This window comes from Desulfotignum phosphitoxidans DSM 13687 (genome assembly GCF_000350545.1).
GTDB classification, from domain to species: Bacteria; Desulfobacterota; Desulfobacteria; order Desulfobacterales; family Desulfobacteraceae; genus Desulfotignum; species Desulfotignum phosphitoxidans.
Genome location: NZ_APJX01000004.1, coordinates 364316 through 390058 on the forward strand (window position 1 = coordinate 364316; position 25743 = coordinate 390058).

24 protein-coding genes and 1 pseudogene are annotated in these 25743 nt (G+C 48.9%); 9 read left to right on the forward strand and 16 right to left on the reverse strand.

Going from position 1 to position 25743, the window contains the following annotated elements; all coding sequences use genetic code 11:
* Position 1: 1 nt before the first annotated feature.
* Together DPO_RS11350 and DPO_RS11355 are read right to left on the reverse strand one after the other, a co-directional pair.
* Entirely contained in the window at positions 2-502 is a 501-nt protein-coding gene (locus DPO_RS11350; protein ID WP_006966061.1) for a rubrerythrin family protein, read from the reverse strand.
* Positions 503-621: 119 nt separating this feature from the next.
* Positions 622-1179, reverse strand: coding sequence for a DUF2889 domain-containing protein (locus tag DPO_RS11355; protein ID WP_006966062.1), 558 nt, complete (start codon positions 1177-1179; stop codon positions 622-624).
* Between the two features lie 555 nt (positions 1180-1734).
* Between DPO_RS11355 and DPO_RS11360 the strand changes: the two genes are divergently transcribed.
* Positions 1735-2613, forward strand: coding sequence for an abortive infection system antitoxin AbiGi family protein (locus tag DPO_RS11360; RefSeq protein WP_006966063.1), 879 nt, complete (start codon positions 1735-1737; stop codon positions 2611-2613).
* 91 nt (positions 2614-2704) lie between these two features.
* Positions 2705-2995, forward strand: a complete 291-nt coding sequence (locus DPO_RS11365; protein WP_040011821.1) for a ParA family protein — start codon at positions 2705-2707, stop codon at positions 2993-2995.
* Positions 2996-3024: 29 nt separating this feature from the next.
* Here DPO_RS11365 and DPO_RS11370 read toward each other — a convergent pair.
* A pseudogene (locus tag DPO_RS11370) lies at positions 3025-4507 on the reverse strand (ISNCY family transposase).
* Between the two features lie 251 nt (positions 4508-4758).
* Here DPO_RS11370 and DPO_RS11380 point away from each other — a divergent pair.
* The 5 genes from DPO_RS11380 (at position 4759) to DPO_RS24565 (ending at position 9832) form a co-directional block, all read left to right on the forward strand.
* Positions 4759-5691, forward strand: coding sequence for a ParA family protein (locus DPO_RS11380; protein WP_006966066.1), 933 nt, complete (start codon positions 4759-4761; stop codon positions 5689-5691).
* Complete coding sequence (locus DPO_RS11385) at positions 5692-6381, forward strand: RelA/SpoT domain-containing protein (protein ID WP_006966067.1); 690 nt, start codon at positions 5692-5694, stop codon at positions 6379-6381.
* Between the two features lie 253 nt (positions 6382-6634).
* The gene (locus tag DPO_RS11390; RefSeq protein ID WP_006966068.1) at positions 6635-6862 is read left to right on the forward strand and encodes an AbrB/MazE/SpoVT family DNA-binding domain-containing protein; all 228 of its coding nucleotides are present in this window, start codon (positions 6635-6637) and stop codon (positions 6860-6862) included.
* Positions 6859-7266: a type II toxin-antitoxin system VapC family toxin gene (locus tag DPO_RS11395; protein WP_006966069.1), complete on the forward strand. Its 408-nt coding sequence runs from the start codon at positions 6859-6861 to the stop codon at positions 7264-7266. Before DPO_RS11390 ends, DPO_RS11395 begins: the two co-directional genes overlap by 4 nt.
* Positions 7267-7435: 169 nt before the next feature.
* Positions 7436-9832 carry a PAS domain S-box protein gene (locus tag DPO_RS24565; protein ID WP_006966070.1) on the forward strand — a complete coding sequence of 799 codons (2397 nt, stop codon included), beginning with the start codon at positions 7436-7438 and terminating at the stop codon, positions 9830-9832.
* On the opposite strand, the gene DPO_RS11405 is transcribed toward DPO_RS24565, so the two are convergent.
* On the reverse strand, positions 9824-10777 hold the full coding sequence (locus DPO_RS11405) for a bile acid:sodium symporter (protein WP_006966071.1): 954 nt from the start codon (positions 10775-10777) through the stop codon (positions 9824-9826). The two genes, DPO_RS24565 and DPO_RS11405, sit on opposite strands and share 9 nt — an antisense overlap.
* 158 nt (positions 10778-10935) lie before the next feature.
* Between DPO_RS11405 and DPO_RS11410 the strand changes: the two genes are divergently transcribed.
* Both DPO_RS11410 and DPO_RS11415 read left to right on the forward strand, forming a co-directional pair.
* A complete protein-coding gene (locus tag DPO_RS11410) occupies positions 10936-12078 on the forward strand; it encodes an SPFH domain-containing protein (protein WP_006966072.1) in 1143 nt (380 codons plus the stop codon).
* On the forward strand, positions 12065-13333 hold the full coding sequence (locus tag DPO_RS11415) for a hypothetical protein (protein ID WP_006966073.1): 1269 nt from the start codon (positions 12065-12067) through the stop codon (positions 13331-13333). Before DPO_RS11410 ends, DPO_RS11415 begins: the two co-directional genes overlap by 14 nt.
* Before the next feature lie 58 nt (positions 13334-13391).
* Here DPO_RS11415 and DPO_RS11420 read toward each other — a convergent pair whose 3' ends face one another.
* The 12 genes from DPO_RS11420 to elbB all read right to left on the reverse strand — a co-directional run bounded on the left by DPO_RS11420 (position 13392) and on the right by elbB (position 25731).
* Positions 13392-15002: a fumarate hydratase gene (locus DPO_RS11420; RefSeq protein WP_006966074.1), complete on the reverse strand. Its 1611-nt coding sequence runs from the start codon at positions 15000-15002 to the stop codon at positions 13392-13394.
* A gap of 31 nt (positions 15003-15033) precedes the next feature.
* The gene (locus tag DPO_RS11425; RefSeq protein ID WP_006966075.1) at positions 15034-15768 is read right to left on the reverse strand and encodes a fumarate reductase iron-sulfur subunit; all 735 of its coding nucleotides are present in this window, start codon (positions 15766-15768) and stop codon (positions 15034-15036) included.
* A complete protein-coding gene (locus DPO_RS11430) occupies positions 15768-17738 on the reverse strand; it encodes a fumarate reductase flavoprotein subunit (protein ID WP_006966076.1) in 1971 nt (656 codons plus the stop codon). The genes DPO_RS11425 and DPO_RS11430 overlap by 1 nt, the downstream gene beginning before the upstream one ends.
* 17 nt (positions 17739-17755) lie before the next feature.
* The gene (locus tag DPO_RS11435) at positions 17756-18838 is read right to left on the reverse strand and encodes a fumarate reductase cytochrome b subunit (RefSeq protein ID WP_006966077.1); all 1083 of its coding nucleotides are present in this window, start codon (positions 18836-18838) and stop codon (positions 17756-17758) included.
* 41 nt (positions 18839-18879) lie between these two features.
* Positions 18880-19746 carry a succinate--CoA ligase subunit alpha gene (sucD, locus tag DPO_RS11440; RefSeq protein ID WP_006966078.1) on the reverse strand — a complete coding sequence of 289 codons (867 nt, stop codon included), beginning with the start codon at positions 19744-19746 and terminating at the stop codon, positions 18880-18882.
* A gap of 14 nt (positions 19747-19760) precedes the next feature.
* Positions 19761-20921: an ADP-forming succinate--CoA ligase subunit beta gene (sucC, locus tag DPO_RS11445; protein ID WP_006966079.1), complete on the reverse strand. Its 1161-nt coding sequence runs from the start codon at positions 20919-20921 to the stop codon at positions 19761-19763.
* Between the two features lie 237 nt (positions 20922-21158).
* Positions 21159-22688, reverse strand: a complete 1530-nt coding sequence (locus tag DPO_RS11450) for a class I adenylate-forming enzyme family protein (protein WP_006966080.1) — start codon at positions 22686-22688, stop codon at positions 21159-21161.
* A complete protein-coding gene (locus tag DPO_RS11455) occupies positions 22685-23275 on the reverse strand; it encodes a DUF4125 family protein (protein ID WP_006966081.1) in 591 nt (196 codons plus the stop codon). Before DPO_RS11455 ends, DPO_RS11450 begins: the two co-directional genes overlap by 4 nt.
* 1 nt (position 23276) lies before the next feature.
* Complete coding sequence (locus DPO_RS11460) at positions 23277-23597, reverse strand: hypothetical protein (RefSeq protein ID WP_006966082.1); 321 nt, start codon at positions 23595-23597, stop codon at positions 23277-23279.
* A gap of 12 nt (positions 23598-23609) precedes the next feature.
* On the reverse strand, positions 23610-23921 hold the full coding sequence (locus DPO_RS11465; protein WP_024333916.1) for an NAD-dependent epimerase/dehydratase family protein: 312 nt from the start codon (positions 23919-23921) through the stop codon (positions 23610-23612).
* Complete coding sequence (locus tag DPO_RS11470; RefSeq protein WP_006966084.1) at positions 23918-24844, reverse strand: DUF4037 domain-containing protein; 927 nt, start codon at positions 24842-24844, stop codon at positions 23918-23920. The genes DPO_RS11465 and DPO_RS11470 overlap by 4 nt, the downstream gene beginning before the upstream one ends.
* A gap of 224 nt (positions 24845-25068) precedes the next feature.
* Positions 25069-25731: an isoprenoid biosynthesis glyoxalase ElbB gene (gene elbB / locus DPO_RS11475; RefSeq protein WP_006966085.1), complete on the reverse strand. Its 663-nt coding sequence runs from the start codon at positions 25729-25731 to the stop codon at positions 25069-25071.
* Positions 25732-25743 lie beyond the last annotated feature (12 nt).

The window sequence follows — 25743 nt, forward strand, 5'->3', positions numbered from 1 at the left end:
CTTATTCGATTTTCGTGAAATTCTTGCCGGGAACACTGCACACCGGACAACTGTCCGGCACCTGTCCTTCCACGGTATTGCCGCAGACCGGGCACACATAAATATCCGCATCCGGCAGGTCCTTGCCCGCTGCCACGGCTGCCAGGGCTTTTTCATACAGCCCGTGGTGGATCTCTTCCACGGCCAATGCATAGGCAAAGGCAAATTCCGCTTTCTGGTTCTTGTCTTTTCTGGCCTGTTCCAGAAACGCTGGATACATCTCCTTGAATTCGTGGGCTTCCCCTTCAATGGCGGTCTTCAGATTTTCTTCAGAGCTTTTGATGCCGTCCATGGCTTTCAAATGGGCATGGGCATGGATGGTTTCCGCTTCTGCCGTGGCCCGGAACAGTTTGGCCAGCTGGGGCAGGCCGTCTTTGTCCGCTTTTTTGGCAAAGGCCAGATATTTTCGATTGGCCTGGCTCTCGCCGGCAAACGCGGCCGCCAGATTTTCCTGGGTGGTCATGGGGTGTTTCCTCCTGTCTGATTGATATGATTGTTTTCAATTCCAGTTTACAACTGGATACCATACCGTGTCAGAAAAAGAAATTCAAGAACTGCCGGGATCTTTGAAAACCCCTGACATCACCCCTGATTGAGTTGATTCATCACGGCTTTGGCCAGCGGCCCCTGTTTCCGCCATGCCCAGCACGTGTCGATCAGATATTGTTCGATTTCAAAAGATGCCTCAAGGACCCGGTTTCTATCCCGGGCTTCAAATATCCAATACCCCTGGAGTGCCGCCGGTGCCATGGACAGCAGCAACGTGGTGAGATGAACGCATCCCTGGGTGCCACCGGCAATTTTTTTCACTTTGGCCGTAAAACCCGGTGCGATCACCAGCCCTTTGATCCCTTCCAGGCTGGTTTCCATTTCCCGGCAAATCTCATCATGGGGCGCATCCGGAATCTTCACATGAAGATCCACGATTTTCAGCTCAGATGTTTTGATGAGCAGCTGGATCTGCATGCGGTGAAACACGTGAGGGTCAATGGTTTCCCCGGATCTTTCAAAAACCGTTACCAGGTTTCTTTCCTGAAGTTCCCCTGCAATCAATATATGCGCATCATCCACCACATAACTGGAAATATCCAGATTCCGGTTATGGATTTTCTCCAGATCCGCAGTTTCCTGAAATGTCATTTTTTAATCCCGACTCCCGTTTTTTCAATATCAAAAAATCAATCATTCCCCCTGTATACACCACCCATGGCAAGGTTGACAGTGTTTTTCTTAAAAGACCTGCGCCATATGCATCATCCTTTGTTCTCAACATTTAATTGACAATTCACGGCTATTTAGGAAAAAAGGCAGCATTGCCAAATTTCCTGAATAGCAATAACAGACCCGGCTCGGTTGATGCCAGAAAGGCATGCATTAGGTATTTTTCCCTATAATGAATAAGAATTTTGTCTAATTGACATACAGGCATTTCACTGATATGGGTTTCATGTTATCGAAACCATGGTTGCGTTGTTATGGAATCAAAATTTTTCACAAAAAATGGTTGCGATTTAACAATTGGAAAAATGCAGATCCGGTTTTGTTTGTACTGTTTCAAAAATGAAAAAGAGGCCGGATATAAAGGGGATAAACAGGTCTGCACTTTTTTCATTTTAGCATGATATACAGTTAAATAATCTTATTGTGAAGGGGAGGCTGATCCACACATGAACTTGTTTGAAATGAGGTTTTAAAATGTCTGGTTCTCCTGATATCGTTCCCGGAACAGTCTCAAAAATATTGTGGCATTTTACGGGTGGTCCGACCTGGAATGACAAGACAAAGAAACAGAATACTTCTCCTAAACCTTCAAAAAATGCATACAGAAATTTGAATTCAATATTAGAATCAAGGAAATTACGTGTTGGTACTTACAAGGAAACCGTAAAAGTAATCATTCCAAAACGCCGAAGATTCGATTTAAAAACAAGGCAAACGATAATTGAGGAAAATGTACCCGTTGTAATTACATCATCCTCAGTATGTTGCCTTTCAGATATCCCCGCACCGCATTTGCGTTATCATGCCTATAGGTATGGGAAATTTGCTATCGGCTTTTATCGTGATGCTATTATTAAACACGGATTTAATCCTGTGCTTTACACGTTGACCGACACCTCTATTGTAAGATCAATATATGAAGGATTTTCATCTTTTGATTTTGCTGATCCCTTTCAAATAAAAATGTCTATAGATACAATAAATTCTGCAATTGATGACGCGGAATCAGAATTTGAAAATCTTAACCTATCTGTTTCATCTGAAATCTCGGATATTGAAATGGAGGCAGATAAGATAGAATCATCGATTGATGATGCAAAAGAAAGCCTAAAGAAACTTGTTGCATTCATCAAAACATTTGAAAAGGATGAATTTTCGTCTATTTATTGTGAACGCGAATGGCGTTCCACTCAACAGTATAATTTTGACGTCAAAGATGTCGCGATGATTGTCATTCCAAAAGTGGTATCAAACACATATTATTTCAATGATTTTGTAGATAATGTGGCCAGTATGTTAAGTCTACCACGTAGAATTCCAATTGTTCCATGGGAGGATTTGATTGAACATTAATGGCTAAATTTACCAACTAGGCTTTTGCAGCGGAGCGCAAAAAGCCGCGCCCGCTGAAAAGCGGCGTTAAGTGCCCAAAAAGGATCCTTATATGAAAATAATTTCCGTTTTTAACAATAAAGGAGGGGTTGGCAAATCAACCTTAAGTTTCCATTTAGCCCATGCATTAGCAGAGAAAGGTATCAAAACCCTCATGGTTGATTTAGATCCACAGTCTAATTTGTGGCTGGCCGGAAACCCCGATTTTGAGATTTTCCGGGGCACATGCCTGACAAAATTTTCAATTGTTGGTCCTCCTGCTATCACAAACCGGGGAAAGTGCTTTCATGATAGTCGTTTTTTGACGACTTTCCCATTTTTCGGGCACACCTGTAGTGTTTGACGTGCTGTTTTTGATGCAATGGCCTGTTTTTAAGCGGCTTTGCGCTGTTCAAACCGTTGCAGCTGTTTCAATCCTTTTTGTTGTATATTATGCCCCATGATCTGGAGGTTTCTTGCCAGAACAGACAGGCCCACGTATCTTTTAAATCCTTGAATACCATGATCCGGGCATCTGTCCAGACCATGATTTTCCAACCCGTTTATAGCCGATTCAACCGCTGAATGTTTCTTTTAAAACGAATAAAATCCTTTGCTGTTTCTTCTTCACATTCAGCCTTGTTGCATCTGCCTTTTTTCGGGAGCACCAAAATATTCAATGTTTTTTTCAGGTCCATTTTGTTACCAGGGGTATAAAATCCTTTATCAAAACTGCATCCCTTGAGGCCAGAAAATTTGTTTTGTGCCGATCTTACCATTGCAACTGCCACCTTATCATCGGTTTCTTTCTCCATCACCCGGTGGTGCAGGATAAACCCATACTGGTCTTCCAGGATGCATACCCGCAGTCCCAATTCCTGGGGTAACACCGGCTTTGCCTTTTGAAATCCATTCCGTGTGAGGTTCGAAAATTGAAAAAAATCTTGTCTCTATGCGGGATTTTTTCATCCTGTAACACCCGGCGTTTTATGAGATCAATTTGCCAAAGCGCGAAATTGATATATGTTTGCAACTCTTGGGCTCGGACCGCATTAATAATATCGGATGACTCCATCATTTCAATGGTCGATTTCGCCTTTAAAATGTATTTTTCAGCAAGCTCGATATACGCTTTGTGGGCATCCATAATCTGCCGAGCTTTTTTGGCCTTTTTCTTTTCATCCTTGGATGTGGAATGTTTCAATCGCTGAACTATCCGATATAGCCGTTTAAATTTTTTGATATTATATGCTGATTGCCGCCACATACTCGTTCCAATGCCCTGGCTGATAATAGCGGCAATTTGAATCATTTTTCGGACTGCATCAAAAAGCAGGTTGATGTCTGTGGGAAAATGAACATCGGTTTCAACAACGAATGAGTCACACCGTCCCATCAATGTCTCATCGTCCGAAGTTTTTTTTTCATCAGAAGTTTATGACCTACTTGTACAACCAGGGTGTTGATTTTATCAAGAACGTCAGGTGTCAGAAGCCTGACATTATCTTTCAGGGTCTGAAGCGGATAGGTGATGTCATCGTCCATCATACCATGTCCCAGCATCTGCCTTAATGTTCTGTGGTTGTTCACCATCTCCTGGAGCTTATCGTAATCCCAATTGCAATTGAGCCGGATGGTGCCCATCACAAGGATTTTCCACAGGTCCATTCCCGGACGTCCATTTCTGGAGTCAGTGTCTTCCGGAATCACAGTTTTTGAGGATGGCAAAAACTTTTTCTCGCAGATCTTGATCGCAATAGATATGCTGGAGCCCCAAAAGCAGCTTGGGAATTTCATCCCTGGCCCTCATGTCAAGTTTGATTTGGTCGATAGGGGTCTGCCCGAATGTCATTTGTGGTTCAAAAATTTTACGCAAAACAACCTCGAAGTTTTGTTTGGGTGTTGAAATTTGAATTGCTTTCGATTTCTCTCGTTTGTTAAAATCTCGTTAATTATTAATAGGTTATATTAACACAGAAATCAGTAAAAATCAACAAGCAATTCAATTATAAGTAAAAATTTCAAATAAGTTTTAGCCGTCATCCCCTTGAAAAACGTGGCGTTCTGAGTTTTCGGTCAGACACTAATTTAACTCTTCAGAGTATATCGCCTGATGAACTTGAAAAAATGTGGTTTGAAGAAGAGCCGTTTATCGAAGACTTTCAAAATGCACTTAGTGATGCTGGAATTACATTTAAAAAATTTATTGAAACCCCCCGATCGATTCATTGCTTGTTGAAACCGATTGAAGATGGAGTTTTTGAATCATTTTCAATCGGGAAAACATACCAAACCAAAGACAATTTAGGACTAATCCCAGGTAGATTAAGTTTGCATTCCTATGAAGATGCAATCGCCAAATCTTGGAGTGACGCTTTTATGGGTAAACCTCCAGCACTAAGAATAATAACAAGTATAAGAAATATCTGTCTAGAAGCAGAAAAAAATTTTGGCTACAAGATGGCAATTATAGATACTTCTCCAAGCTTGGGCATGTTAAATCGTGTAATAATCTCAACTTCGACAGGTTTTTTTGTCCCCTGTATGCCAGATATGTTTTCTACATTTGGTATTACAAATATCGGTCAAGCACTTAAAAATTGGAAGAATCAATTCAATACTATGTACAGCCTGTTATCAGACAGGAAAAGAGATTATTTCCCGAAAGATTTTGTTAAATTTCTAGGATTTACTATTTACAATGCAAGAAAATATACAGGACAAAATGATCTAAACCTAGCAGCAGCTCATTATTCGTATGTAAAGCAACTCCCCAATGTAATAAATCGATACATACCTAAGGAATGTTATGAGCAATTAAAAGATGTTGTTGTCGCTGAACCAATCGGTGGGCAAGCTGTAATGCATTCTCATAATACTCTTCCATCCATGGCTCAGAAATATAGAGTCCCCATGTGGGAAGTTCCTAATCTCGAGAATTTACTGCCTGAAGATGTCGGTACTATATCAGGTAATAGAAAATTGTATTACGAAAAACGAGATTTATATCATTCTTTCGCTGATGATCTCTTGGCGAGAATTGAAGCAGTGGAGGGATGAATGAGCAACGAATTGAAAGAAAAATACGCCGAACTCCTTATTTTGTATGATAAAAATTTCGATTCCATTGAACTGTTCCACAAAACCGTCAGGTATTTTTTTGAAGCCCGATCATTAAAAGGAGTTGTTCATTCAATTAGGCATCGTTTAAAGGATACCGACCACCTATTAGAAAAAATTGATCGAAAGAACAGTGAAGATCATGAAAAACCTGAAGAAGAACGTATTGGTGAAATAAATAAGGATAATTTGTTCGAGAGGATTACTGATATCGCTGGTGTTAGGGTTCTTCACCTTTATCTTACACAATTTGAAAAAATTCATAGAGCTATAATGCAAAAAGTCGAAGAAGGAGATTTTGTATTGTTTGAAGATCCAAAGGCTTATACATGGGACCCTGATTCAATTAAATTTTTTAATTCTCTCGACATAAATACTGAACAAAAAGACAGTTTCTACACCAGCATACACTATGTTCTGAAACCTAACACAAAAAGTAAAATTACATGTGAGATTCAAGTCAGAACACTACTTGAAGAGGTTTGGGGGGAAGTTGATCATACGATGAATTATCCAACAGCAATTACAGATGAACAATGTAGGGAACAAATCAGAGTGCTCGCGCGGCTTGTTAGCGCTGGAAGTCATCTGGCAGATTCAATTATGAAAAGGTATGGTAAATTGCCTTAACGAATAAGGATAGATCGTGTGAGATGAGCGAACCACGATCTTATCCGGTTATTGAACAAGTCCGGACATGATGAAATGATGACTATATTATAAGAAAATATCTTTTTTGAGGGAATGGACGGACACTTTTTTTAATACCGCATTCAGCAACCACGACCTTCATGGCATTTTAGCAGGGTTCGATGAAAACATATTTGATTTATCAAAAACCATGTATTATCCTTACCAGTAATACGTAATACTGGAGGAAAAAATGAGAGTGACGACAAAAGGGCAGGTTACGATACCCATTCACATACGGGAAAAATTAGGGATAACCCCAGACACGGAGATTGATTTTTTACAGGAGGGAAACCGGGTCTTTTTGGTCAAGCGAAAAGGAACCGCCCGTGCCACCCGCAAGTTTAAAAAACTTCGGGGTATTGCGACGGTCAAAATGACCACAGACGAAATTATGGCACTCACAAGAGATGATTTATGAAAGGCCTGCTTGTGGATTCCAATATTATCCTGGATGTTTTTCTTAATGATCCTGTCTGGGCTGAATGGTCGGAGGCCGCTCTTACTGAATATGCCCATCATACGCTGTTATACATTAACCCAATCATCTATTCTGAAATTTCCATTGGATTTAATAAGATTGAGGAACTGGAAGCGGCCGTTTCAAAAAGCGGTTTTCAGATGCTGGAAATGCCAAAGGAATCCCTTTTCCTTGCCGGTAAAGCTTTTCTCAAATATCGAAAGCATAAAGGTGCAAAGAAATCCCCATTGCCGGATTTTTTTATCGGTGCCCAAGCCGCTGTATTAGATCTTGCGTTAATCACGCGAGATAAAAACAGGTACCAAACCTATTTCCCAACTGTTAAAATTATTTCTCCGGAATAACTGAATTCTGAACCATGCCATGGGGGTGAAAAAATTTTGGATACCCATGCCGTTCAAAACCTGATATGCTCGATTTGTTCAGGGAAAATGGTTGCAGGATATTTGAATTTCACCCAAAAATGTAACCCGACAACATGCATGTGCCTGGGAAATTTCAAACGGGGCTGATATGACAGTGAAACCCACATATGAAGAATTGGAACAACGGATTCAGGAACTGGAAAAAATTGAATCCGAGCATGCCTATTTCAAAAAAGCGTTGCAGGAAAACGAAGGCCTGTTCAGGATGCTTTATGAAAAAGCGCCCTTAGGGTATCAATCCCTTGATGAAAACGGCCGTTTTATCGTTGTCAATCAAACCTGGCTGGACACCCTCGGATATGACAGAGAAGACGTCATTGGCAAATCCTTTGCTGATTTTCTGCATCCGGACTGGCGGGATCATTTCAAAGAGAATTTTCCGCGGTTCAAGTCGATCGGAGAAATTCTGGGGGTTGAGTTTGAAATGGTCAAAAAAGACGGAACCCTGATTCTGGTTTCTTTTACCGGGAAGATTACCAGGGACAAAACAGGCAATTTCCAACAGACCCATTGTATTTTTCATGACATCACGGACCGCAAACGTGTGGAAGAAGCCCTGCGCCAAAGCGAGGAAAAGTACCGGGTCCTGTTCAATACATTTCCCTTAGGAATTACGGTGTCGGATCACAAAGGAAACATCGTGGAATCCAATGCCATGGCTGAAAAATTATTGGGACTTGCAAAAAACAAACACGAGGAACGCCGGTTAGATGGGGATCAGTGGCGCATTATCCGTCCCGATAAAACGCGGATGCCCACGGATGAGTATGCCAGTGTGAGGGCGTTAAAAAAGAAACGTCAGATTGAAAATGTTGAAATGGGAATCGTGAAACCCGACGGCCGGATCACCTGGATTAATGTGTCTGCGGCCCCGCTGAATCTGGAAAAATATGGGGTGGTCGTTACCTATGGGGATATTACGGCGCGCAAAAAAGCGGAGCAGGAGTACAAAACTTTGTTCCGGGAGATGCTGGACGGATTTGCCCTGCACGAGATCATCTGCGATGATTCAAAAACCCCTGTGGACTATCGCTTTCTGGATATCAACCCGGCATTCGAGCGCATGACCGGCCTGAAAGCCGCATCCGTTGTGGGCAGAACCGTGATGGATGTTCTGCCCACCACCGAGAGTTACTGGATTGAAACCTATGGGGCCGTGGCCCTGTCAGGCGAACCGATTACCTTTGAAAATTATTCGGCTGAAATTGGAAAACATTTTGAAGTGACGGCGTTTTGTCCGGCCCCGGGTCAATTTGCATGTATCTTTCAGGACATCACGGAACGAAAGCGGGCTGAAGCGGACCGGGATGTGCTCCAGACGCAACTCAACCAGGCACAGCGGATGGAATCCGTGGGCCGTTTGGCCGGGGGTGTGGCCCATGATTTTAACAACATGCTGGGGGTGATCCTGGGACACGCGGAGCTGGCATTGTTGCGGGCAGATGAAAATCACGATCTGCATGATGACTTAAAAGAAATTCAGAACGCGGCACAACGGTCGGCGGATATCACAAAACAACTGCTGGCATTTGCCAGAAAACAGACCATTTCCCCTAAGCAACTGGACATCAATGACACAGTGGAAAGCATGCTCAATATGCTGCGCCGCCTGATCGGAGAAGATATCGACCTGGTATGGCAGCCGGCGGCCCATGTCTGGCCCGTTAAAATGGACCCAACCCAGATCGATCAGATCCTTGCCAACCTGTGTGTCAACGCCATGGATGCCATTTCCGGTGTGGGCAAACTCACCATTGAAACGGGGAGAAAAACCTTTGATGAGGATTATTGCAATGACCATCAGGGATTTATTCCCGGCGATTATACCTTGCTGGCCGTCAGTGACAATGGCTGCGGCATGGATAAAGACACCCTGGAAAATCTGTTCGAGCCGTTTTTCACCACCAAGGAGGTGGGCAAAGGCACGGGCTTAGGGCTTGCGACCGTCTATGGCATTGTCAGACAGAACAACGGGTTTATCAATGTATACAGTGAGCCCGGCCAGGGCGCCACTTTCAGCATTTATCTGCCCCGGTTTGTGGACGATGACCCCGCAGATACGGCCGTTTCTGAGAAAAAAACAGCGGCCGGGGGGACTGAAACCATTCTGCTGGTAGAAGATGAACCGTCCATTCTCAGGATGACCCGGATAATGCTGGAAAGGAAAGGATATACGGTGCTGTCCGCCGTCACACCGGCAGAAGCCATGGAAAAAGCAAAAAACCATGCCGGTGCCATTGATCTGCTCATAACGGACGTCGTCATGCCGGAGATGAACGGCCGTGACCTGGCCAGGCAAATCACGGCCCTGTACCCCGGCATCCGGCTCTTGTTCATGTCCGGTTATACGGCCAATGTCATTGCCCATCAGGGGAGACTCGATGAAGGGGTGGCTTTTATCCAGAAGCCGTTTTCCATGGCGGACATCACAGCAAAGGCGCGGGAATTGCTGGATATGGCTCCGGATTCAGGAAAATCAGGATGACCGGCGGCGGATCACCCGGCCGAACCGGTGGGCCACCAACGTATCCATGATCATCTGGGTCAGGTGATACACAATGGCCGGAATCAGGGCCATGGGATAGGCAACGGCGAAATACCCGGCCCAGACCAGGTAGGACACGGTCAGGGTTTTCTGGGAGGTGTGGATGGTGAAAGCAGCGATGGACGGCAGATCCAGGCCGATGATCCTGCCCAGATAATAGTTGAAAACCAGCATGAACACATGAAGGCCGATCATGAACGACAACACCAGAAACAGCACCGGTCCCACATCCAGAATGCTGTCCGCGGAACTGGCCACGGCGTTGAGAATGATCAGCAGCACAATGCATTGATTGAAAATGGACATCTTTGCTTTGTGGGGCGGCAACAGGTGTTTCACCCGGGGCCGCAGCACCTGGCCGATGATTGTGGGCAGCAGCACCTTAAAGGTCAATCCGGCAAGCATCTGGAGGATGGGCAGCTCCATGGCGGCATTGTCCACGGCCAGGATCAGGTTGAGCATGAACGGAATGGTAAAGATGGCGGCGAAATTGCCCAGCACGCAGATGAACAGGCTCAAGGGCACATTGCCCCCGGCCATGGCCGTCATGACCGTGCCCGAAGCCACGGTGACAGGAGCAGCACCGATGATCAACGCACCCATGACAAAATCCGGCCACGCGCTTAAAAAAAACCGGGCCGCATAAAAAGCGGCCGCCGGAAAAAAGATCAGCGAAGAAAACAAGGCCGCTGCCAGTACTTTGACATCTTTGAGCTGATCCAGCACCGTGGATGTTTCCAATGACAGGCCTGTCAGCAGAAACGCCAGGAAAATCCCGATATTCAGGACATTATATTGTTTGATGACCGGGCCGATCCCGGGCAGGGCAAACGCCAGTGCCGCCATGATGGCCATGCCCATGAAGAACCAGTATTTTTTGATCATGTGTGTCACCTGTGTGCCTGTTTAAAAAAACGCCCCGGAATCATGGGATGGGATACTGAAATTGTCAAGGGATTTATCAATATTTGTTTGACAGACTTTGGCCGGGCCGGTAAATTGAATGCCAATCCACTCAGAACCGCCTGCAAGGAGAAAAAGCCATGGGCACCCGCAACGTTGTTTTTCTGGAACTGCTGGAATGGTTTGACGATACGGGAGAGGCACTGGTCCACCGGCTGCCGGAAACCGGCTCCGCAGACATTAAATATGGGGCCCAGCTGGTGGTCAGAGAAAGCCAGGCCGCCGTGTTTTTCTACAACGGCAAGGCCGTGGGCGCGTTCGGCCCGGGCCGCCACACCCTGAAAACCGCCAACATCCCGATTCTGACCAAGCTGGCCAGCCTGCCCTGGGGATTTACCAGTCCCCTGCGGGCCGAGGTGTATTTCACCAACCTGAAAACCTTTGTCAACCTGAAATGGGGAACCCGGGACCCCGTGGCGTTCCGGGACCGGGACTTAGGACTGGTCCGGTTGAGGGCCTTCGGGGTGTTCAACATCAGAATCGTGCAGCCCGTGCTGTTTGTCAACCGCCTGGTGGGGACTCAAGGGATTTTTTCCACCCAGAGCGTGGCAGATTACCTCAACCAGGTGGTGGTGTCCCGGTTCAATGACCATATCGGAGAACAGATCGACACCATATTCGATCTGCCGGCCCGGTATGATGAACTGTCCCAAAGCCTGGCCGAACGGCTGAGAGATGATTTTTCCAAGTTCGGCCTGAATCTCACCCAGCTGTATATCAATGCCATCACTCCGCCGCCCGAGGTGCAGAAAGCCATTGACGACAAAAGCCGGCTGGGCGTGTTTGACGACATGAACAAACTCATGCAGATGAAAACCGCCATGGCCATGGAAAAGATTGCGGAAAACCCGGACGGCACGGGGACGGGCGGGGCCCAGGCCGGCATGGGCATGGGACTGGGATTGATGCTGCCGGGCATGTTTGCCAGACAACTGACCGGGGAAGCGCCTCAAAACACGGGCACATCCGCCCCCACTGCAAAATGCCCGGAATGCCGGCACGCGATTTTTGAAGATGCCAATTTCTGTCCTTTCTGCGGCCATCAGCAGGTGATTTTTGAAAAATGCACCCAGTGCGGCAAGAACATCACCCCCAACACCCGGTTCTGCCCCCGGTGCGGCACCCCCGTTCAAACCGCGCCCACAGAAAAAATCTGTGCCCGGTGCGGGGCGAAAAATCTGCCGGAAGCCGTGTTCTGCAACCAGTGCGGTGCGCGCCATTAGTTTCCGGGTCGAACACCAATGCCCCCAGTGCGGGGCCCCTATTGTCTTAGACGAGGAAACCCGGTTTTTCACCTGTGCGTTCTGCCGGGTCCAGTCCTGTATTAGTTCTCAGGGATTTCCCCGGTACCTGTTTGCCAGATCTGAGAAAGCCGCAGCCCATCCGGAGGCCCCGGCAGATGCGGATCTTTTGTTTGTGCCCTACTGGCGGTTCAAGGGGCTGCGCTATACCTGCGCCCCGGCCGGCGTCTCCCACCGGTTTCTGGACATCTCAGCCCTGGCCCTGGAAGGATCGTTTTTAGGTCTGCCCGTCTCTTTAGGGGTCCGGTCCCAGGCCCTGCCCCTCAAACAGATCACCCCGAAGACGGCCGGCCGGTTCCTGCGCCCGGCAGACAGGGCACTGGTTCTGGATCAGGCAGAACAACGGTCCCGGCGGATGAGCCCCCCTTCTGATACCGGGTTTACCGAACATATCGGAGAAACCCTGAGCCTGATCTATGCCCCGTTTTATGCCCAAAACGGCAAACTGGTGGATGCCATTCTGAACCGGGTGGTGGGACCTGGGGCAGACACCGGACCCGGACTGGCCGATCTGCCGGGCTGCCGCCCGGAAAAGCAGACCCGGTTTGTACCGGGCATCTGTCCGGCCTGCGGATGGAACCTGGAAGGGGCAAACGATTCTTTAATTTTGATCTGTAGAAACTGCAGCACGTTGTGGAAACCCGGAAACCAGGATCTGACAAAAATCCAGTTCCGGTGTGCCCGGCCAAAATCCAGAACCGATGTGATGGTGCCGTTCTGGAGAATCCAGGCCCGCATCTTTGGGCTGGCCCTGTCATCCATGGCTGATCTGGCCCGGCTGGCCAACCTTCCCCGGGCCGTTTTGCCGGAATGGGAGCACCAGGAAGTGTTTTTCTGGGCACCGGCCTTCAAGGTCCGGCCGAGGATTTTTCTGAATCTGGCCTCCCGGGTGACGTTAGGCCAGCCGGCCCCGAACATGGACCGGGATATCCGTGAGAATATCCATGTGCCCGTCACCCTGCCCGTGACCGAGGCCGTCCAGAGCATCCGCATCACCCTGGCCGGCCTGGCCAAACCCCGCGCTGAACGGCTGCCCGGCCTCACACACCTGGAAATCACACCCGTCCGGGCCACACTGGTGTTTCTGGCCTTTGAAGACCAGGTCCACGACTATGTGCACAAACGTCTTAAGGCCGGCATCAACAAAAACGCCCTGGCCCTGGCCGCAAACCTGTAGCAGGCAGCGGCCGAAACCCGGGCGAATTATTGGCAGTCTTCCCTATACAGAAAACGGATCAGAGCAGGCCGGCGTAAAAATCATTGCCTTTGTCATCCACGATGATAAAGGCGGGAAAATTTTCCACCGTGATCATGTACACGGCTTCCATGCCCAGTTCTTCGTATTCCTTGAGTTCCACTTTTTTGATGAAATCCTTGCCCAGGCGGGCCGCAGGCCCTCCAATAGACCCAAGGTAAAAGCCACCGTGTATCCTGCAAGAATCGGTTACCTCCCTACTCCTGTTTCCTTTGGCCAGCATGATCAGAGAGGCACCCTGCTCCTGGAATATCGGGACATAAGGATCCATGCGAGATGCAGTTGTAGGTCCGAATGAACCAGACAATTCTCCTTCCGGGCGCTTCGAAGGTCCGGCATAATAGATGATATGTTTTTTCAAATAGGATGGAAGGCCTTTACCCTGCTGATACTGTTCCATGAATTTGGCATGGGCGATATCCCTGGCAACGATAATCTTTCCAGTTAAAGAAAGTCTCGTGGAAACTGGATATTTTGACAGTTCGGACCGGATTTCGTCCATGGGCCGATTCAGATTGATATGAACTCCGGCTTTGATTTCAGGTTCAACCTTTGGCAGATAGCTTGATGGATTTTCTTCCAACTGTTCCAGAAAGATTCCTTGTCTGGTAATCTTGCCCTTGATCTGCCGGTCGGCGGAACAGGAAACTCCAATGCCTATGGGACATGATGCCCCGTGCCGGGGCATACGGATGATCCGGATGTCTAAGGCGAAATGCTTTCCACCGAACTGGGCACCCAGGCCTAAATGTTGAGCCCGTGCCAGCACTTTTTCCTCCAGATCAACATCCCGGAACGCATGCCCCGTATCACTGCCTTTGGTGGGCAGGGTATCCAGGAACCTGGCTGAAGCCAGTTTCACGGCTTTAAGGTTGGTTTCCGCCGACGTGCCGCCGATGACAAACGCGATGTGATATGGTGGGCAGGCTGTAGTACCCAATGCTTTCATTTTATCGGCCATAAAATCCAAGAGACTCTCCTCGGAATTGAGTACGGCCTTGGTCATCTGGAACAACGCCGTCTTGTTGGCGGATCCCCCGCCCTTGGCCATGAACAGGAACCCGTATTCATCCCCCTGGACCGCAGCGATATCCACCTGGGCCGGCAGGTTGGTTTTGGTATTTTTTTCCTGGTACATGGTCAGCGGCGCATTCTGGGAGTACCGCAGGTAATTTTGGGTATAGGCTTCAAACACCCCTTTGGACAGCTCTTTTTCATCATCCGACCAGGTCCACACCTGCTGGCCTTTTTTGCCCATGATAATGGCCGTGCCCGTATCCTGGCACATGGGATATATTTTTTCAGCGGATATCACCGCGTTTTTCAGCAGTTCCAGGGCCACGTACCGGTCATTGTCGGAACTGTCCGGATCTTCCATCACGGCTTGCAGCTGCTTTAAGTGATCGACCCGGTACAGGTGGGCCACATCTTTGAACGCGGTCTGGGCCAGAAGGGTCAGGGCCCGGGGTTCCACCAGAAGGACTTCGCTGCCTTCAAACTCCTTGGTCCGGACAAAATCTCTGGTCAGCATCCGGTATTCAGTGGTGTCTTCGCCCAAAGGAAACAGCGGATCATAATTGAATTCAGTCATAAGTCACCTTTTTTGATTTCTTGTCTGACCATCATCGGATCAGCGCCATTTTGCGCCGCAGGTACGCGATCTGGGTCTGGTGGGGCAGGTCTTTGGGACAATAGTCCTCACACCCCAGAAGCGTCATACACCCGAACACCCCGTCATCATTGCCCATGATTTCGTAGAACTCTTCATCCGTCCGCTTGTCTCTGGGATCCAGGGCAAACCGTGCCAGACGCATGAACCCCACGGCAGACAGAAAATCCGGACGCATCCGCTTGGTGGCGCAGGCAGACACACAGGCCCCGCATTCCACGCACCGTTCCAGTTCATAGATCTCGTCGGCCACATCCGGGTCCATGCGCTCTTCAAGCTCATCATAATTCACCAGGTCCGCTTCTTTATCATGGATCCAGGATTCCACCCGCTCGCTCATGGCCCGCATGAACTTGCCCGTGTTCACGGACAGATCTCCGATGAGTTCAAATCCGGGCAAGGGCAGCAGTTTGATCTCCCCGTCCGGGAACTTGGCGGTCAGGGTCCGGCAGGCCAGGTCCGGCTGCCCGTTGATCACCATGGCGCAGGACCCGCAGATACCGGCCCGGCACACAAAATCAAACTGCAGGGACGGGTCCTGGGTTTCTCTGATCTCGTTCAACGCGATGAATATGGTCATACCCGGGGCTTCCGTGATTTCATAGGTCACCATCCGGGGCTTGTCCCCCTTTTTCTGGGGGTTGTAGCGGAATATCTGAAATTTCAACACTCTTGCCTGATCGTCCATTATTTGTACCCCCTGCCGATACGCTCGTTTTTACCTTTAAATTTTTCCGGAATAGGTGTGGGATTCAGCAGCTGATGAAGCGCGAACCGGTCCGCCTTGGGATTGGCTTTTTTGATCTCTTCGATTTCAGCGATCCGTTTTTCCGTGTCCGGATGAAGAATGGTGTTGTCCACGCCATATCCCCGGGACCCCGGCGGCATTTCCATTTTCATGACGTCCAGATCCTCATAGGAGACATCGGGCAGATCCGCGGTCTCATCCGGCCAGGTGGTCAGGGTGCGTTTGAGCCAGTCTCGGTCGTTTCGTTCCGGATAATCTTCCCTGGCATGGGCCCCTCTGCTTTCGGTTCTTAGCATGGCGCCATAGGCCACGCACAGGGCCAGCTTGATCATCTTGGGCACCCGGATGGCTTCCACCAGTTCGGGATTAGACGATGAAATCCGGTTGCGAAGCGCAATGCTTCGGGCCCGCTGGTTGAGTACCTGCAATTCTTCCACGGCCTGTTCCAGATGCGGCCCGTTGCGGAAAATACCCACCTTGTCCATCATGATCTGCTGCATCTCCGCTTTGAGTTCATAGGGGTTTTCCCCGTAATCTCTGACCAGCAGGTCTGCAATTTTCTTTTCCTCTCTTTTTACAAAATGCTCGATGGTGGAGGTGGACACATTCAGGGAACTGGTTTCACAATAATCGGCCACAAATTCACCCACGATCATGCCGGCCACCACGGTTTCGGCCACGGAATTGCCCCCTAACCGGTTGAACCCGTGCATGTCCCAGCACGCGGCTTCCCCGGCGGAAAACAACCCCTTGAGGGTGGGGCTTTCCCCCGTGGCTTTGGTTCTCACCCCGCCCATGGAATAATGCTGGGTGGGCCGGACGGGAATGTATTCTTTTACCGGGTCGATGCCCAGGAAATACTCGCAGATCTCTTTGACTTCCCGCAGGTTTTTTTCAATGTGTTTTCTGCCCAGCAAGGTGATGTCCAGCCACAAATGATCCCCATAGGGAGAGGGCACGCCCTTGCCTTTTCTCATGTGCTCGGTCATGCGCCGGGACACCACGTCCCGGGAGGCCAGCTCTTTTTTGTCCGGCTCGTAATCCGGCATGAACCGGTATCCGTCCTTGTCCAGCAAAAGCCCGCCGTCACCGCGGCATCCTTCCGTGGTGAGAATACCCACGGGCACGATGGCCGTGGGATGAAACTGGACGGCTTCCATGTTCCCCAGGGCGGCCACCCCGGTTTCCAGGGCAATGGCTGTGCCGATGCCCTCGGAGATCACGGCGTTGGTGGTCACGGCATACAGCCTTCCATACCCGCCCGTGGCAATGGTGGTGGCCTTGGCCACATAGGCGATGAGCTCACCCGTGATCAGGTCTCTGACAATGGCCCCGTAACAGACCCCGTCCTCATGGATCAGGGCCACGGCCTCTTTTCGTTCATGCACGGGGATGCCCAGCTGGATCGCCTTGTTGTCCATGGCATACAGCATGGTATGGCCCGTGCCGTCGGAAGTGAAACAGGTGCGCCATTTCTTGGTACCCCCGAAATCTCTGGCCGTGATCAGGCCGTGGGCTTCATGTTTTTCCGTGATGGTGACTTTTTCACCATTGATGATCACCTCCCGGTCCCCGCCTCTGACCCGGGACCAGGGAACCCCCCAAGCCGCCAGCTGGCGGATCGCTTTGGGGGCCGTGTTGACAAACATTCTGGCCACATCCTGGTCGCATCCCCAGTCACTGCCTTTGACCGTGTCTCCAAAATGTACATCTTCATCATCTCCGTCACCTTTGACACAGGCGCCCAGGCTGGCCTGCATGCCGCCCTGGGCCGCTGCGGAATGGGACCGTTTGGCAGGGATCAGCGAGAGGACAATGGTGTCAAACCCCCGCTGCATGGAGGCGATGGCAACTCTGAGCCCTGCCAGGCCGCCGCCGATGACAAGTGAATCCGTATATATAACTTTCATTGAGAAATCCTTATATTTTAATGCGTTTCAGTGGCAGGCTGGGTGGCGTCATGGGCCCCCGCATCCGATGAAGTCTCAGGCATGGGGTCTGTATCATGATTTGCCCCTGCATCATGGGCATCAGCCGTATCAGGGTCGGCTGCGGCCGCTTCATGGGTATCGGCTGTGTCATGAGTATCCGCCGTGTCATGGGTCACTGCTGCCGCCTTGTCTGACGCGTCGTCTGATGCTGCCGGAGTGGTATCGGTGTCATGGGATGTGTCTGCCGGATGGGCGGCGCTGGATTCAGCCGCCGGTTTTTCTGCGTCAACATCCGGTGCTGATGCGGATTTTTCCTCCACGACAGGGGATGTCTTCTGGTAGGCGCTTCCCTGATAGGGTTCACCGGCATTGCTCCGGTGCTGGAAACCGATGATGACGAACATGGCCAGCGCCAGAAATCCGATGGCCAGAAAGAAAATGGTCAGGCGGTTTTTCACTGTTTTAATTTTTTTGCGGGAGTTTCTGGCATCCTTGCCTGTGAACCATCCCCATTTCATGCACAGCCGGTACAAGCCGATGCTGGCATGCAGTTCCACACAGATGAGCAGAATCAGGTACAGAAACCAGTAATTGCCGGACACCACCCGGTCTGCGGACAGAAACGGATCGATGCTGCCCGGGTTCACCAGCATGGTATACAGATGCACGGACCCGGCAAAAAACATGATAAAACCGGTCACGGCCTGGATATACCACAAATTGGTGTCCGTGTGTTTCATCATCTGCATCTGATCTCTCATGATCCGGTGCTGGCGCCAGGAAATGGGAAACTTGCGCATCCCCAAAAGCGCATGAACGATAAACAGGGTAAACACCCCGGATACTGCGAAAAAAACGGCAATGGGATACCCGTGCCCTGTGTTAGACAAAAACGCCAGTTCCATGGTTTTGGCCACGAAATCAAACGCGCCCTTGCCCAGAATGATACTGCCCACCAGAAGCATGTGCACCCACATGAACAGCCCCAGGATCAGGCCCGTGCCGCTCTGGGCCAGATCCAGCCGGGCCGGTAGCCGGCTGCTTCTTGGTTTGTATTCCTCAATAATATAACTTTCCAATGGTAACCTCCTTTTATGGTCCAGGCCGACCCCGGGGTCAGCTAAAATACCTCTTTGCAGATCTGTCCGATCCGTCCCAGATTTTCACACACATGAATGCCGTTTTCCTTGAACGCCTTGATTTTGGCGTCTCCGGTCCCGCTGGATCCGGAGATAATGGCGCCGGCATGTCCCATGCGGCGGCCCGGCGGGGCCGTGAGCCCGGCGATGAATCCCACCACGGGCTTGGTGACATGGGCCTTGATATAGGCGGCGGCATCTTCTTCGGCACTGCCCCCGATCTCTCCCACCATCACCATGGCGTGGGTGTCCGGATCCGCTTCAAACGCGGACAGTACATCGATGAAATTGGTGCCGTTCACGGGGTCCCCGCCGATGCCGATGCAGGTGGACTGGCCCATGCCGTTTTTGGTGAGCTGATCCACCACTTCATAGGTCAGGGTCCCGGACCGGGACACCACACCCACATGGCCTTTTTTGTGAATCATACCCGGCATGATCCCGACCTTGCACTCTTCGGGCGTGATGATTCCCGGGCAGTTGGGACCGATCAACCGGCATTTTTTACTGCTTAAAAAATTTTTCACCTTGACCATGTCCAGGATGGGGATCCCCTCGGTGATGGCCACAATGAGCGACACCCCGGCATCAGCCGCCTCCATGATGGCATCGGCCCCAAACGGCGGGGGCACGAAAATCAGGGACGCATCGGCACCGGTTTCCTTGACGGCCCCGGCCACGGTGTTGAACACCGGGACGTCGTCCATTTTCTGTCCGCCCTTGCCCGGGGTGACCCCGGCCACGATCCGGGTCCCGTACGATATGCATTGTCTGGTATGGAAACTGCCTTCATTGCCGGTAATTCCCTGTACCAGTACTTTTGTATCTTTGTTGACAAATATACTCACAACCCTTTTCTCCTTTAGTTCACTGCTGCTGCGATTTTTTCGGCTGCATCGGCCAGGTCTGATGCACTGGTCAGGTTCAGGTCACTGTCCGCCAGAATCTGCCGGCCCTCTTCCACGTTGGTGCCTTCCATGCGCACCACCACGGGCACGGTAACGCCGGTCTTTTTGGCGGCTTCCACCACGCCTCTGGCAAACACGTCACACCTTAAGATCCCGCCGAAAATATTGATGAGCACGGCCTTGACTTTCGGATCCGCCAGAATGATGCGGAACGCGTTTTCCACTTGCTCGGCCGATGCGCCGCCCCCCACATCCATGAAATTGGCAGGCGAGGCCCCGGCGTTCTTGATGATATCCATGGTGGCCATGGCCAGGCCGGCACCGTTGACGATATTGCCCACATTGCCGTCCAGGTTGATGTAATTGAGATTGTATGACGAGGCTTCCACCTCCATGGGGTCTTCTTCGTCCAGATCCCTTAATTCCAGCAGGTCCTTGTGCCGGAACAGGGCGTTGGAATCAAAATCCACCTTGGCGTCCAGAGCCATGACATTTCCCTCCGAGGTCAAAATCAATGGATTGATTTCCACAAGAGATACGTCATATTTCACAAAAAAACGATACAGATTGAACAGCAACCCATATAATTGTTTCATGGCAGGTGCCGGAAAACCCAGCTGGAATCCCACTTGCCGCATCTGATATCCCTGGATACCTATAAGTGGGTCCACAAACACCCTGATAATCTTTTCTGGTGTCTTTGCAGCAACATTTTCAATATCGACCCCCCCAGCCTGGCTTGCCATAATCACTATTTTTTCAGTCTTTCTATCAACCAAAAGACTCAGATAAAACTCCTTATCAATACTCTGACCGGCTTCAATCAGTACTTTTCGGACGATTCTGCCTTCCGGTCCGGTTTGATCAGTGACCAGACGCATTCCCAAAAACTGATCCACAATGGTCATCACCTGTTCGGAATTTGCCGCAAGTTTGACTCCACCGCCTTTACCGCGACCACCGGCATGGATCTGAGCTTTCACCACCACTGGATACTGACCGAGATCTTCAGCAACCTTGAGTGCCTCTTCTTTTGAAAATGCCACACCGCTTCTGGCAACCGGGACATTGAATGTTCGAAACAACTCCTTGGCCTGATATTCATGTATCTTCATTCCGTTTCCTTTTTTATTTGAGGGATACGCAGGTTTAGCGTCTCATCCTCATTTATCAGAATTTTGACTATATACTTTTTTTACAGCAACTTTTCAACATTTTATCAGAAATATAGACCTTGTTCTTGCAAAATCTGAATTAGATCCTAAAAATGATAAAAGATTCGAAACATTTTTCAAAAAAACAGTCAAAAATTATTCGGAAACAGATAAAAATATATCAATTATTCTAAGAAGTTAACAATATTTTTTCTTTAACACCCCCTTTCTCAACTTACCAGTTACAGTCTGCGGCATTGAATCAAGCAGTTGAGTGTATCCGGGTATTTTAAATCTGGCGACCTTACCGTCCAGATATTCAGCGACTTCCGAATGGGTTATTGTCTGGCCTTCAGAACAGACAATAAAGGCTTTTCCGGTTTCTCCCCATTTTTCATTGGGAACGCCCACAATGGCCACCTGCTCGATTTTCGGATGCTTTATCAATTCAGCTTCCACCTCAGCCGGATACACATTTTCCGCACCTGATCGATACATATCTTTCATCCGGTCCACAACATACAGATAGCCATCCTCATCCATATATCCAAGGTCTCCGGTATGCAACACGTCATCCACAATCGTGGTCCGTGTTTCCGCTGGCATATCCCAGTATTCTTTCATCACATTGGGACCCCTAGCCATAATCTGACCGATTTCTCCGGGTTTGACCCTTTGCCCTTTTTCGTTCTGAATCCATAATTCCGTAAAAAAATTGGCCACTCCGACAGACTTGTATTTCGATCGGGGTGCATGTTCTGGCATCAGGGCCATTGCGGAATTTTCGGTCTGGCCGAAGCCTGGAAGCAAATTCAAACCCTTTCTTGCCAGCTCATCATAAAGGGTCTGGGACGTTTTTTCTCCGCCTCCGTAGACGAACCGCACAGAACTTAAATCCACTTTATCCAGGACCCCTGAATTCAACACAAAACGCATCATGGTACTGAGCCCAAACACAATGGTAGCGCTGTATCTCTCAATGTCCAAGGAAAATTTCTCCGGATCGAATCCGGACCGCATCAACAAAGTCGCCCCCCTGCTCAAAGCTGGCGTGGAAACAGCGAAAAGACCGGCAGAATGACAAAGAGGTGCCTGCGATTGAACGATGTCCCCCTGTCGCATATCTGTATAATTGATTATTTGAAAACATTTGAAATAGGTCTGACCATGGGTGATGACAGCGCCCTTGGGACTGCCGGTCACTCCCGAGGTAAACAGTATTGTCAGCGGATCATCCAAATCAATGATGCGTTCAGGAATCGGTTCATCAGCAGGATAATGGCTGATGACACCCCGGTAGTCAAGAGCCCAGGCAGGACATTCACCATCTATGGTCACGCACACGAAATTTTCCTCTTTCAAATCCAGGGAATTCCGTATGGGGTCGATATATTCTTTGAATTGATCATTAAATACCAACATACTGCAATTGCACCGGTTAAGCTGGTATTTCAATTCCTGTGAAACAAGTCGGTAATTCATCGGGACAAAGATCAGTCCCAATTTTGCCGCCGCAAAATAGCATGCCAGAAACTCAGGACCATTCAGCAAGTCCACAGCAATCCGATCCCCTTTTTTCAATCCTTTTTCCGCAAAAAAATGGGCAACCCGGTTAGACTCCCGATTCAGATCCCTGTATGTCAAAGGCGTGTCCTCAAATATCAGGGCGATTTTATCCGGGCTAAACGCCTCACGCTTGCTCAAGATTTTTCCGATATTCCATTTCATGGATTCACCTGTTTTTGCATAACTGCCTCTAATTTTTCAAGACTTTCCACCCCACTGTTTTCAGCCAGCCTGCGGAGCATTTCCATGGATAAGTTTTTTCCTTTATCAATGGCTTTCTTTACATGGTCGTAGTATTTTTCCAGTGTTTTGTTACCAAAAGTTTCAAGCTCACTGGCAAGATAAACTTTAAAATCACTTCCGTCCTTAACCACGCTCCTATCCCGGCAGGTATGTCGATATACCACTGGATAAGCTGATTTTAGTTCTTCCTGCCATTTCTGTTCAATCTCGACAATTTTTCCAATAAGCGGGCTCTTGTTTATTGGTGGAATCTTGTTGTCCATTCTGGCATATTTTTCATAAACGAGATTCCGATTATTTCTCTGGGCCATGATTAAATCCCCGTAATAGGATTCCAACATGTCAAGGGACCAGAACGAATAGATACTTCCCCTGATCTTTTTGAATGCATCCGGTTGTTCCTGGCAGGGTGCGCTTGGCCCCCCATTGACCCTTTGAAACATGTTCAGTTCCATCTCAAGGATGCTTTTGATCAAAAACTTCCGGTTTTTTTTTAACACATCCATTTTATAGCTCCTTTTTTTTCAGGTTGGACTTGTAGAATCCACACGTTTTTTCCATTCCCTGAACTAATGGGGTGGACTGAAAACCAAACTTCCGGTAAAGCCTGGTCCCTGAATAAATCTGATGCTGATCAATGGAGAAAGGCAAAGGAATCCCTTGCTTTTCAATGGTGGCAACGGACATCCGGACGATCCTGATCTTTTTTCCGGAAATTTGCGCCAGTTTCTTCTCAGTTTGTATCTTATCAAACGCATAAAAAGCGTATTCCCCCAAGTTTGGCTGAGGGCCATCCAGAGTCGAAGAGGTCTCGTCCAGAGGGAGCATGGCAGAATGGTCCTAGACACTAATTGTGCTGACAAAGATATACTGACCGATAGTTCCGTTCATCAATTCCAGAACCATTTCCACATCCTCAGGCTTGTAGGCGCACAAATCGATGACTACATCCCAAGTCCGGTAAGGCAAATCGTGCCGAACGGAGAAAGGATCCGTACGATCGCCGTATATTTCGTTGACCTCAGACAAATTCAAAGGAATATTACCACGGTTGAAGGTGTGAACCTGACCTTTTTTTTCCTGCATCAGCCGATCAACCAAAGCCCTTCCCGCAAAATAACTGCCCCCCAGGATCAGGATATTCCGGCTCAATGGTCCCCCCAGACATCGCTGTGTCGGAGCATGTCAGATGAAATCCTGCTCTGAACCGAAAGGCTGTGGTCCAGCAAAAAATCACTGTTCGAATCACTGAGCCCCTGATTTTTCAATTCATTGATAACAGAAAGACTCAGACTTTCAACAATCGCTTGTTTATCCTCATCCTTTCGGATACGCATCAATGTGTTCACCTGATCATGGACAGCGGCCCCTAAGGCACCCAATTCCCTGGTTGCCCGGTGTTTCCATTTAAAAAATGGAGAATACCGGCGTTTCAGTAAAAAGACCAGCCCCATGAGGCCTGAACAGAAATCATGCAACGCATAGGCGGCAGCAAATATTTCCTTTCGCTTGGCACAGCGCATAAAATTGTACTGACCCGATCTGGCACATGCAGCACACCGGCAAGCAATTTTGAACATCCGGACATCTTCTGGATAAAAATCCAACAGGATTTGACGAATCCGGGAGAATCGGCCCAGTGGGTCACTAAAAACATCTCCGCTGGTACAGGCGCAAAGAGATTCATCTGACTGCCGAACCCACTGCAAAAGCGTTTCGGGCGCATGAGCCAGGCCGACAAATCGTTTATAAAAGTCTGATGTCTTGAAAACGCCGACTTTCCCGTTGCTCAACGGCCCGGGTTTTCGGACGAATCCCATGAACATGCGGGGCAGTTGATCATAGGCTGACTGAAGGGGCTTACCAATTTCATCAAAATCGTTGTCATCCAGCCAAAGGCAGAATCCTGGCCCCCAGTCATGATCCCTGGAAATCGGGTCATCAAATCCCAGACATTCAGAGCCCTCACCAACCATGCCTGCGGCAATCCGGTGGCGAAAACCAGAAAACTCTTTGCTGATCATGGATGCACCATGGCGTTCAAAAAACCTCCGGCACAGTTCAAGCCCCTTCATGATCGCCTTTCACGATAATAATTGCTGATTATTTTTCATCATAATGAAACACTCGCACTCCATCCAGACTATACACAGCATCTGCCTCCAGTTTTGTCACTAATTTTTCCGTGGTTTCAACTGTGAATCTATAGAATGCGCCCCGAAAGCAGTACCTGTCGAATCTCTGCCACTGAAAACATTCGACAAGTCAAATACTGGTGAGTCAGCATTAGACCTGTGCTCTATTGTGTCATTTCAATTACTTTTTCAACCAGTTTCTGGATTCCCGTGGCAACATCTGCAATGCCGGAGCCCAGCATATAGGCCGGGGTTGTTACGATGCTGTTTTTCGAGTCGACACAGATTTCGTCTACCTTGCACAAGGCATGTTTGACACCTAACGCATTAAGGGCTTCAATCACTTCCGGCTCGCTCCCGATTGTCAATTCAGGAGACCTGTCCTTCAGAGCCATACCCACGGCGACCGGTGCAATGCATAAAGCACCCAGTGGTTTTCCGGCTTCAATCATCTTTTTCAGAAATGAAGCCACTGACTCATTCACCTTTCCCTGGGGACCTTTAAAAGCAAATTCGCTTAAATTTTTAGCCGCTCCAAATCCACCTGGCAGGATAACAGCATCTAGCTCAGCCACATCCACCTCGTCAATATTCCAAATCTGCCCTCTGGCTATCCTTGCCGATTCAACCAGCACATTTCGAGTTTCCGACATCTCCTCCTGGGTCAAATGATTCACGACATGGGCCTGGGGAATGTCCGGCGCAAAACAGACCGCCTCAGCGTTGGACTGATCGATAAAAAAAAGGGTTAATACTGACTCATGGATTTCCGTTCCATCATACACACCACAACCTGAGAGCAATACACCTATTTTCTTTTTAGCCATACTTCCTCCTTT

What these genes read in the sequence shown, in the direction of transcription:
- DPO_RS11410 (WP_006966072.1), top strand. Translation starts at nt 10,936, where the DNA reads ATGGGCACCCGCAACGTTGTTTTTCTGGAACTGCTGGAATGGTTTGAC.
- sucC (WP_006966079.1), bottom strand. Translation starts at nt 20,921, where the DNA reads ATGAAGATACATGAATATCAGGCCAAGGAGTTGTTTCGAACATTCAAT.
- DPO_RS11425 (WP_006966075.1), bottom strand. Translation starts at nt 15,768, where the DNA reads ATGGACGATCAGGCAAGAGTGTTGAAATTTCAGATATTCCGCTACAAC.
- DPO_RS11385 (WP_006966067.1), top strand. Translation starts at nt 5,692, where the DNA reads ATGAGCAACGAATTGAAAGAAAAATACGCCGAACTCCTTATTTTGTAT.
- DPO_RS11355 (WP_006966062.1), bottom strand. Translation starts at nt 1,179, where the DNA reads ATGACATTTCAGGAAACTGCGGATCTGGAGAAAATCCATAACCGGAAT.
- DPO_RS11460 (WP_006966082.1), bottom strand. Translation starts at nt 23,597, where the DNA reads ATGCTCCCTCTGGACGAGACCTCTTCGACTCTGGATGGCCCTCAGCCA.
- DPO_RS11405 (WP_006966071.1), bottom strand. Translation starts at nt 10,777, where the DNA reads ATGATCAAAAAATACTGGTTCTTCATGGGCATGGCCATCATGGCGGCA.
- elbB (WP_006966085.1), bottom strand. Translation starts at nt 25,731, where the DNA reads ATGGCTAAAAAGAAAATAGGTGTATTGCTCTCAGGTTGTGGTGTGTAT.
- DPO_RS11380 (WP_006966066.1), top strand. Translation starts at nt 4,759, where the DNA reads ATGTGGTTTGAAGAAGAGCCGTTTATCGAAGACTTTCAAAATGCACTT.
- DPO_RS11360 (WP_006966063.1), top strand. Translation starts at nt 1,735, where the DNA reads ATGTCTGGTTCTCCTGATATCGTTCCCGGAACAGTCTCAAAAATATTG.
- DPO_RS11395 (WP_006966069.1), top strand. Translation starts at nt 6,859, where the DNA reads ATGAAAGGCCTGCTTGTGGATTCCAATATTATCCTGGATGTTTTTCTT.
- DPO_RS11470 (WP_006966084.1), bottom strand. Translation starts at nt 24,844, where the DNA reads ATGAAGGGGCTTGAACTGTGCCGGAGGTTTTTTGAACGCCATGGTGCA.
- DPO_RS24565 (WP_006966070.1), top strand. Translation starts at nt 7,436, where the DNA reads ATGACAGTGAAACCCACATATGAAGAATTGGAACAACGGATTCAGGAA.
- DPO_RS11365 (WP_040011821.1), top strand. Translation starts at nt 2,705, where the DNA reads ATGAAAATAATTTCCGTTTTTAACAATAAAGGAGGGGTTGGCAAATCA.
- DPO_RS11420 (WP_006966074.1), bottom strand. Translation starts at nt 15,002, where the DNA reads ATGACTGAATTCAATTATGATCCGCTGTTTCCTTTGGGCGAAGACACC.
- DPO_RS11390 (WP_006966068.1), top strand. Translation starts at nt 6,635, where the DNA reads ATGAGAGTGACGACAAAAGGGCAGGTTACGATACCCATTCACATACGG.
- DPO_RS11350 (WP_006966061.1), bottom strand. Translation starts at nt 502, where the DNA reads ATGACCACCCAGGAAAATCTGGCGGCCGCGTTTGCCGGCGAGAGCCAG.
- DPO_RS11430 (WP_006966076.1), bottom strand. Translation starts at nt 17,738, where the DNA reads ATGAAAGTTATATATACGGATTCACTTGTCATCGGCGGCGGCCTGGCA.
- DPO_RS11450 (WP_006966080.1), bottom strand. Translation starts at nt 22,688, where the DNA reads ATGAAATGGAATATCGGAAAAATCTTGAGCAAGCGTGAGGCGTTTAGC.
- DPO_RS11455 (WP_006966081.1), bottom strand. Translation starts at nt 23,275, where the DNA reads ATGGATGTGTTAAAAAAAAACCGGAAGTTTTTGATCAAAAGCATCCTT.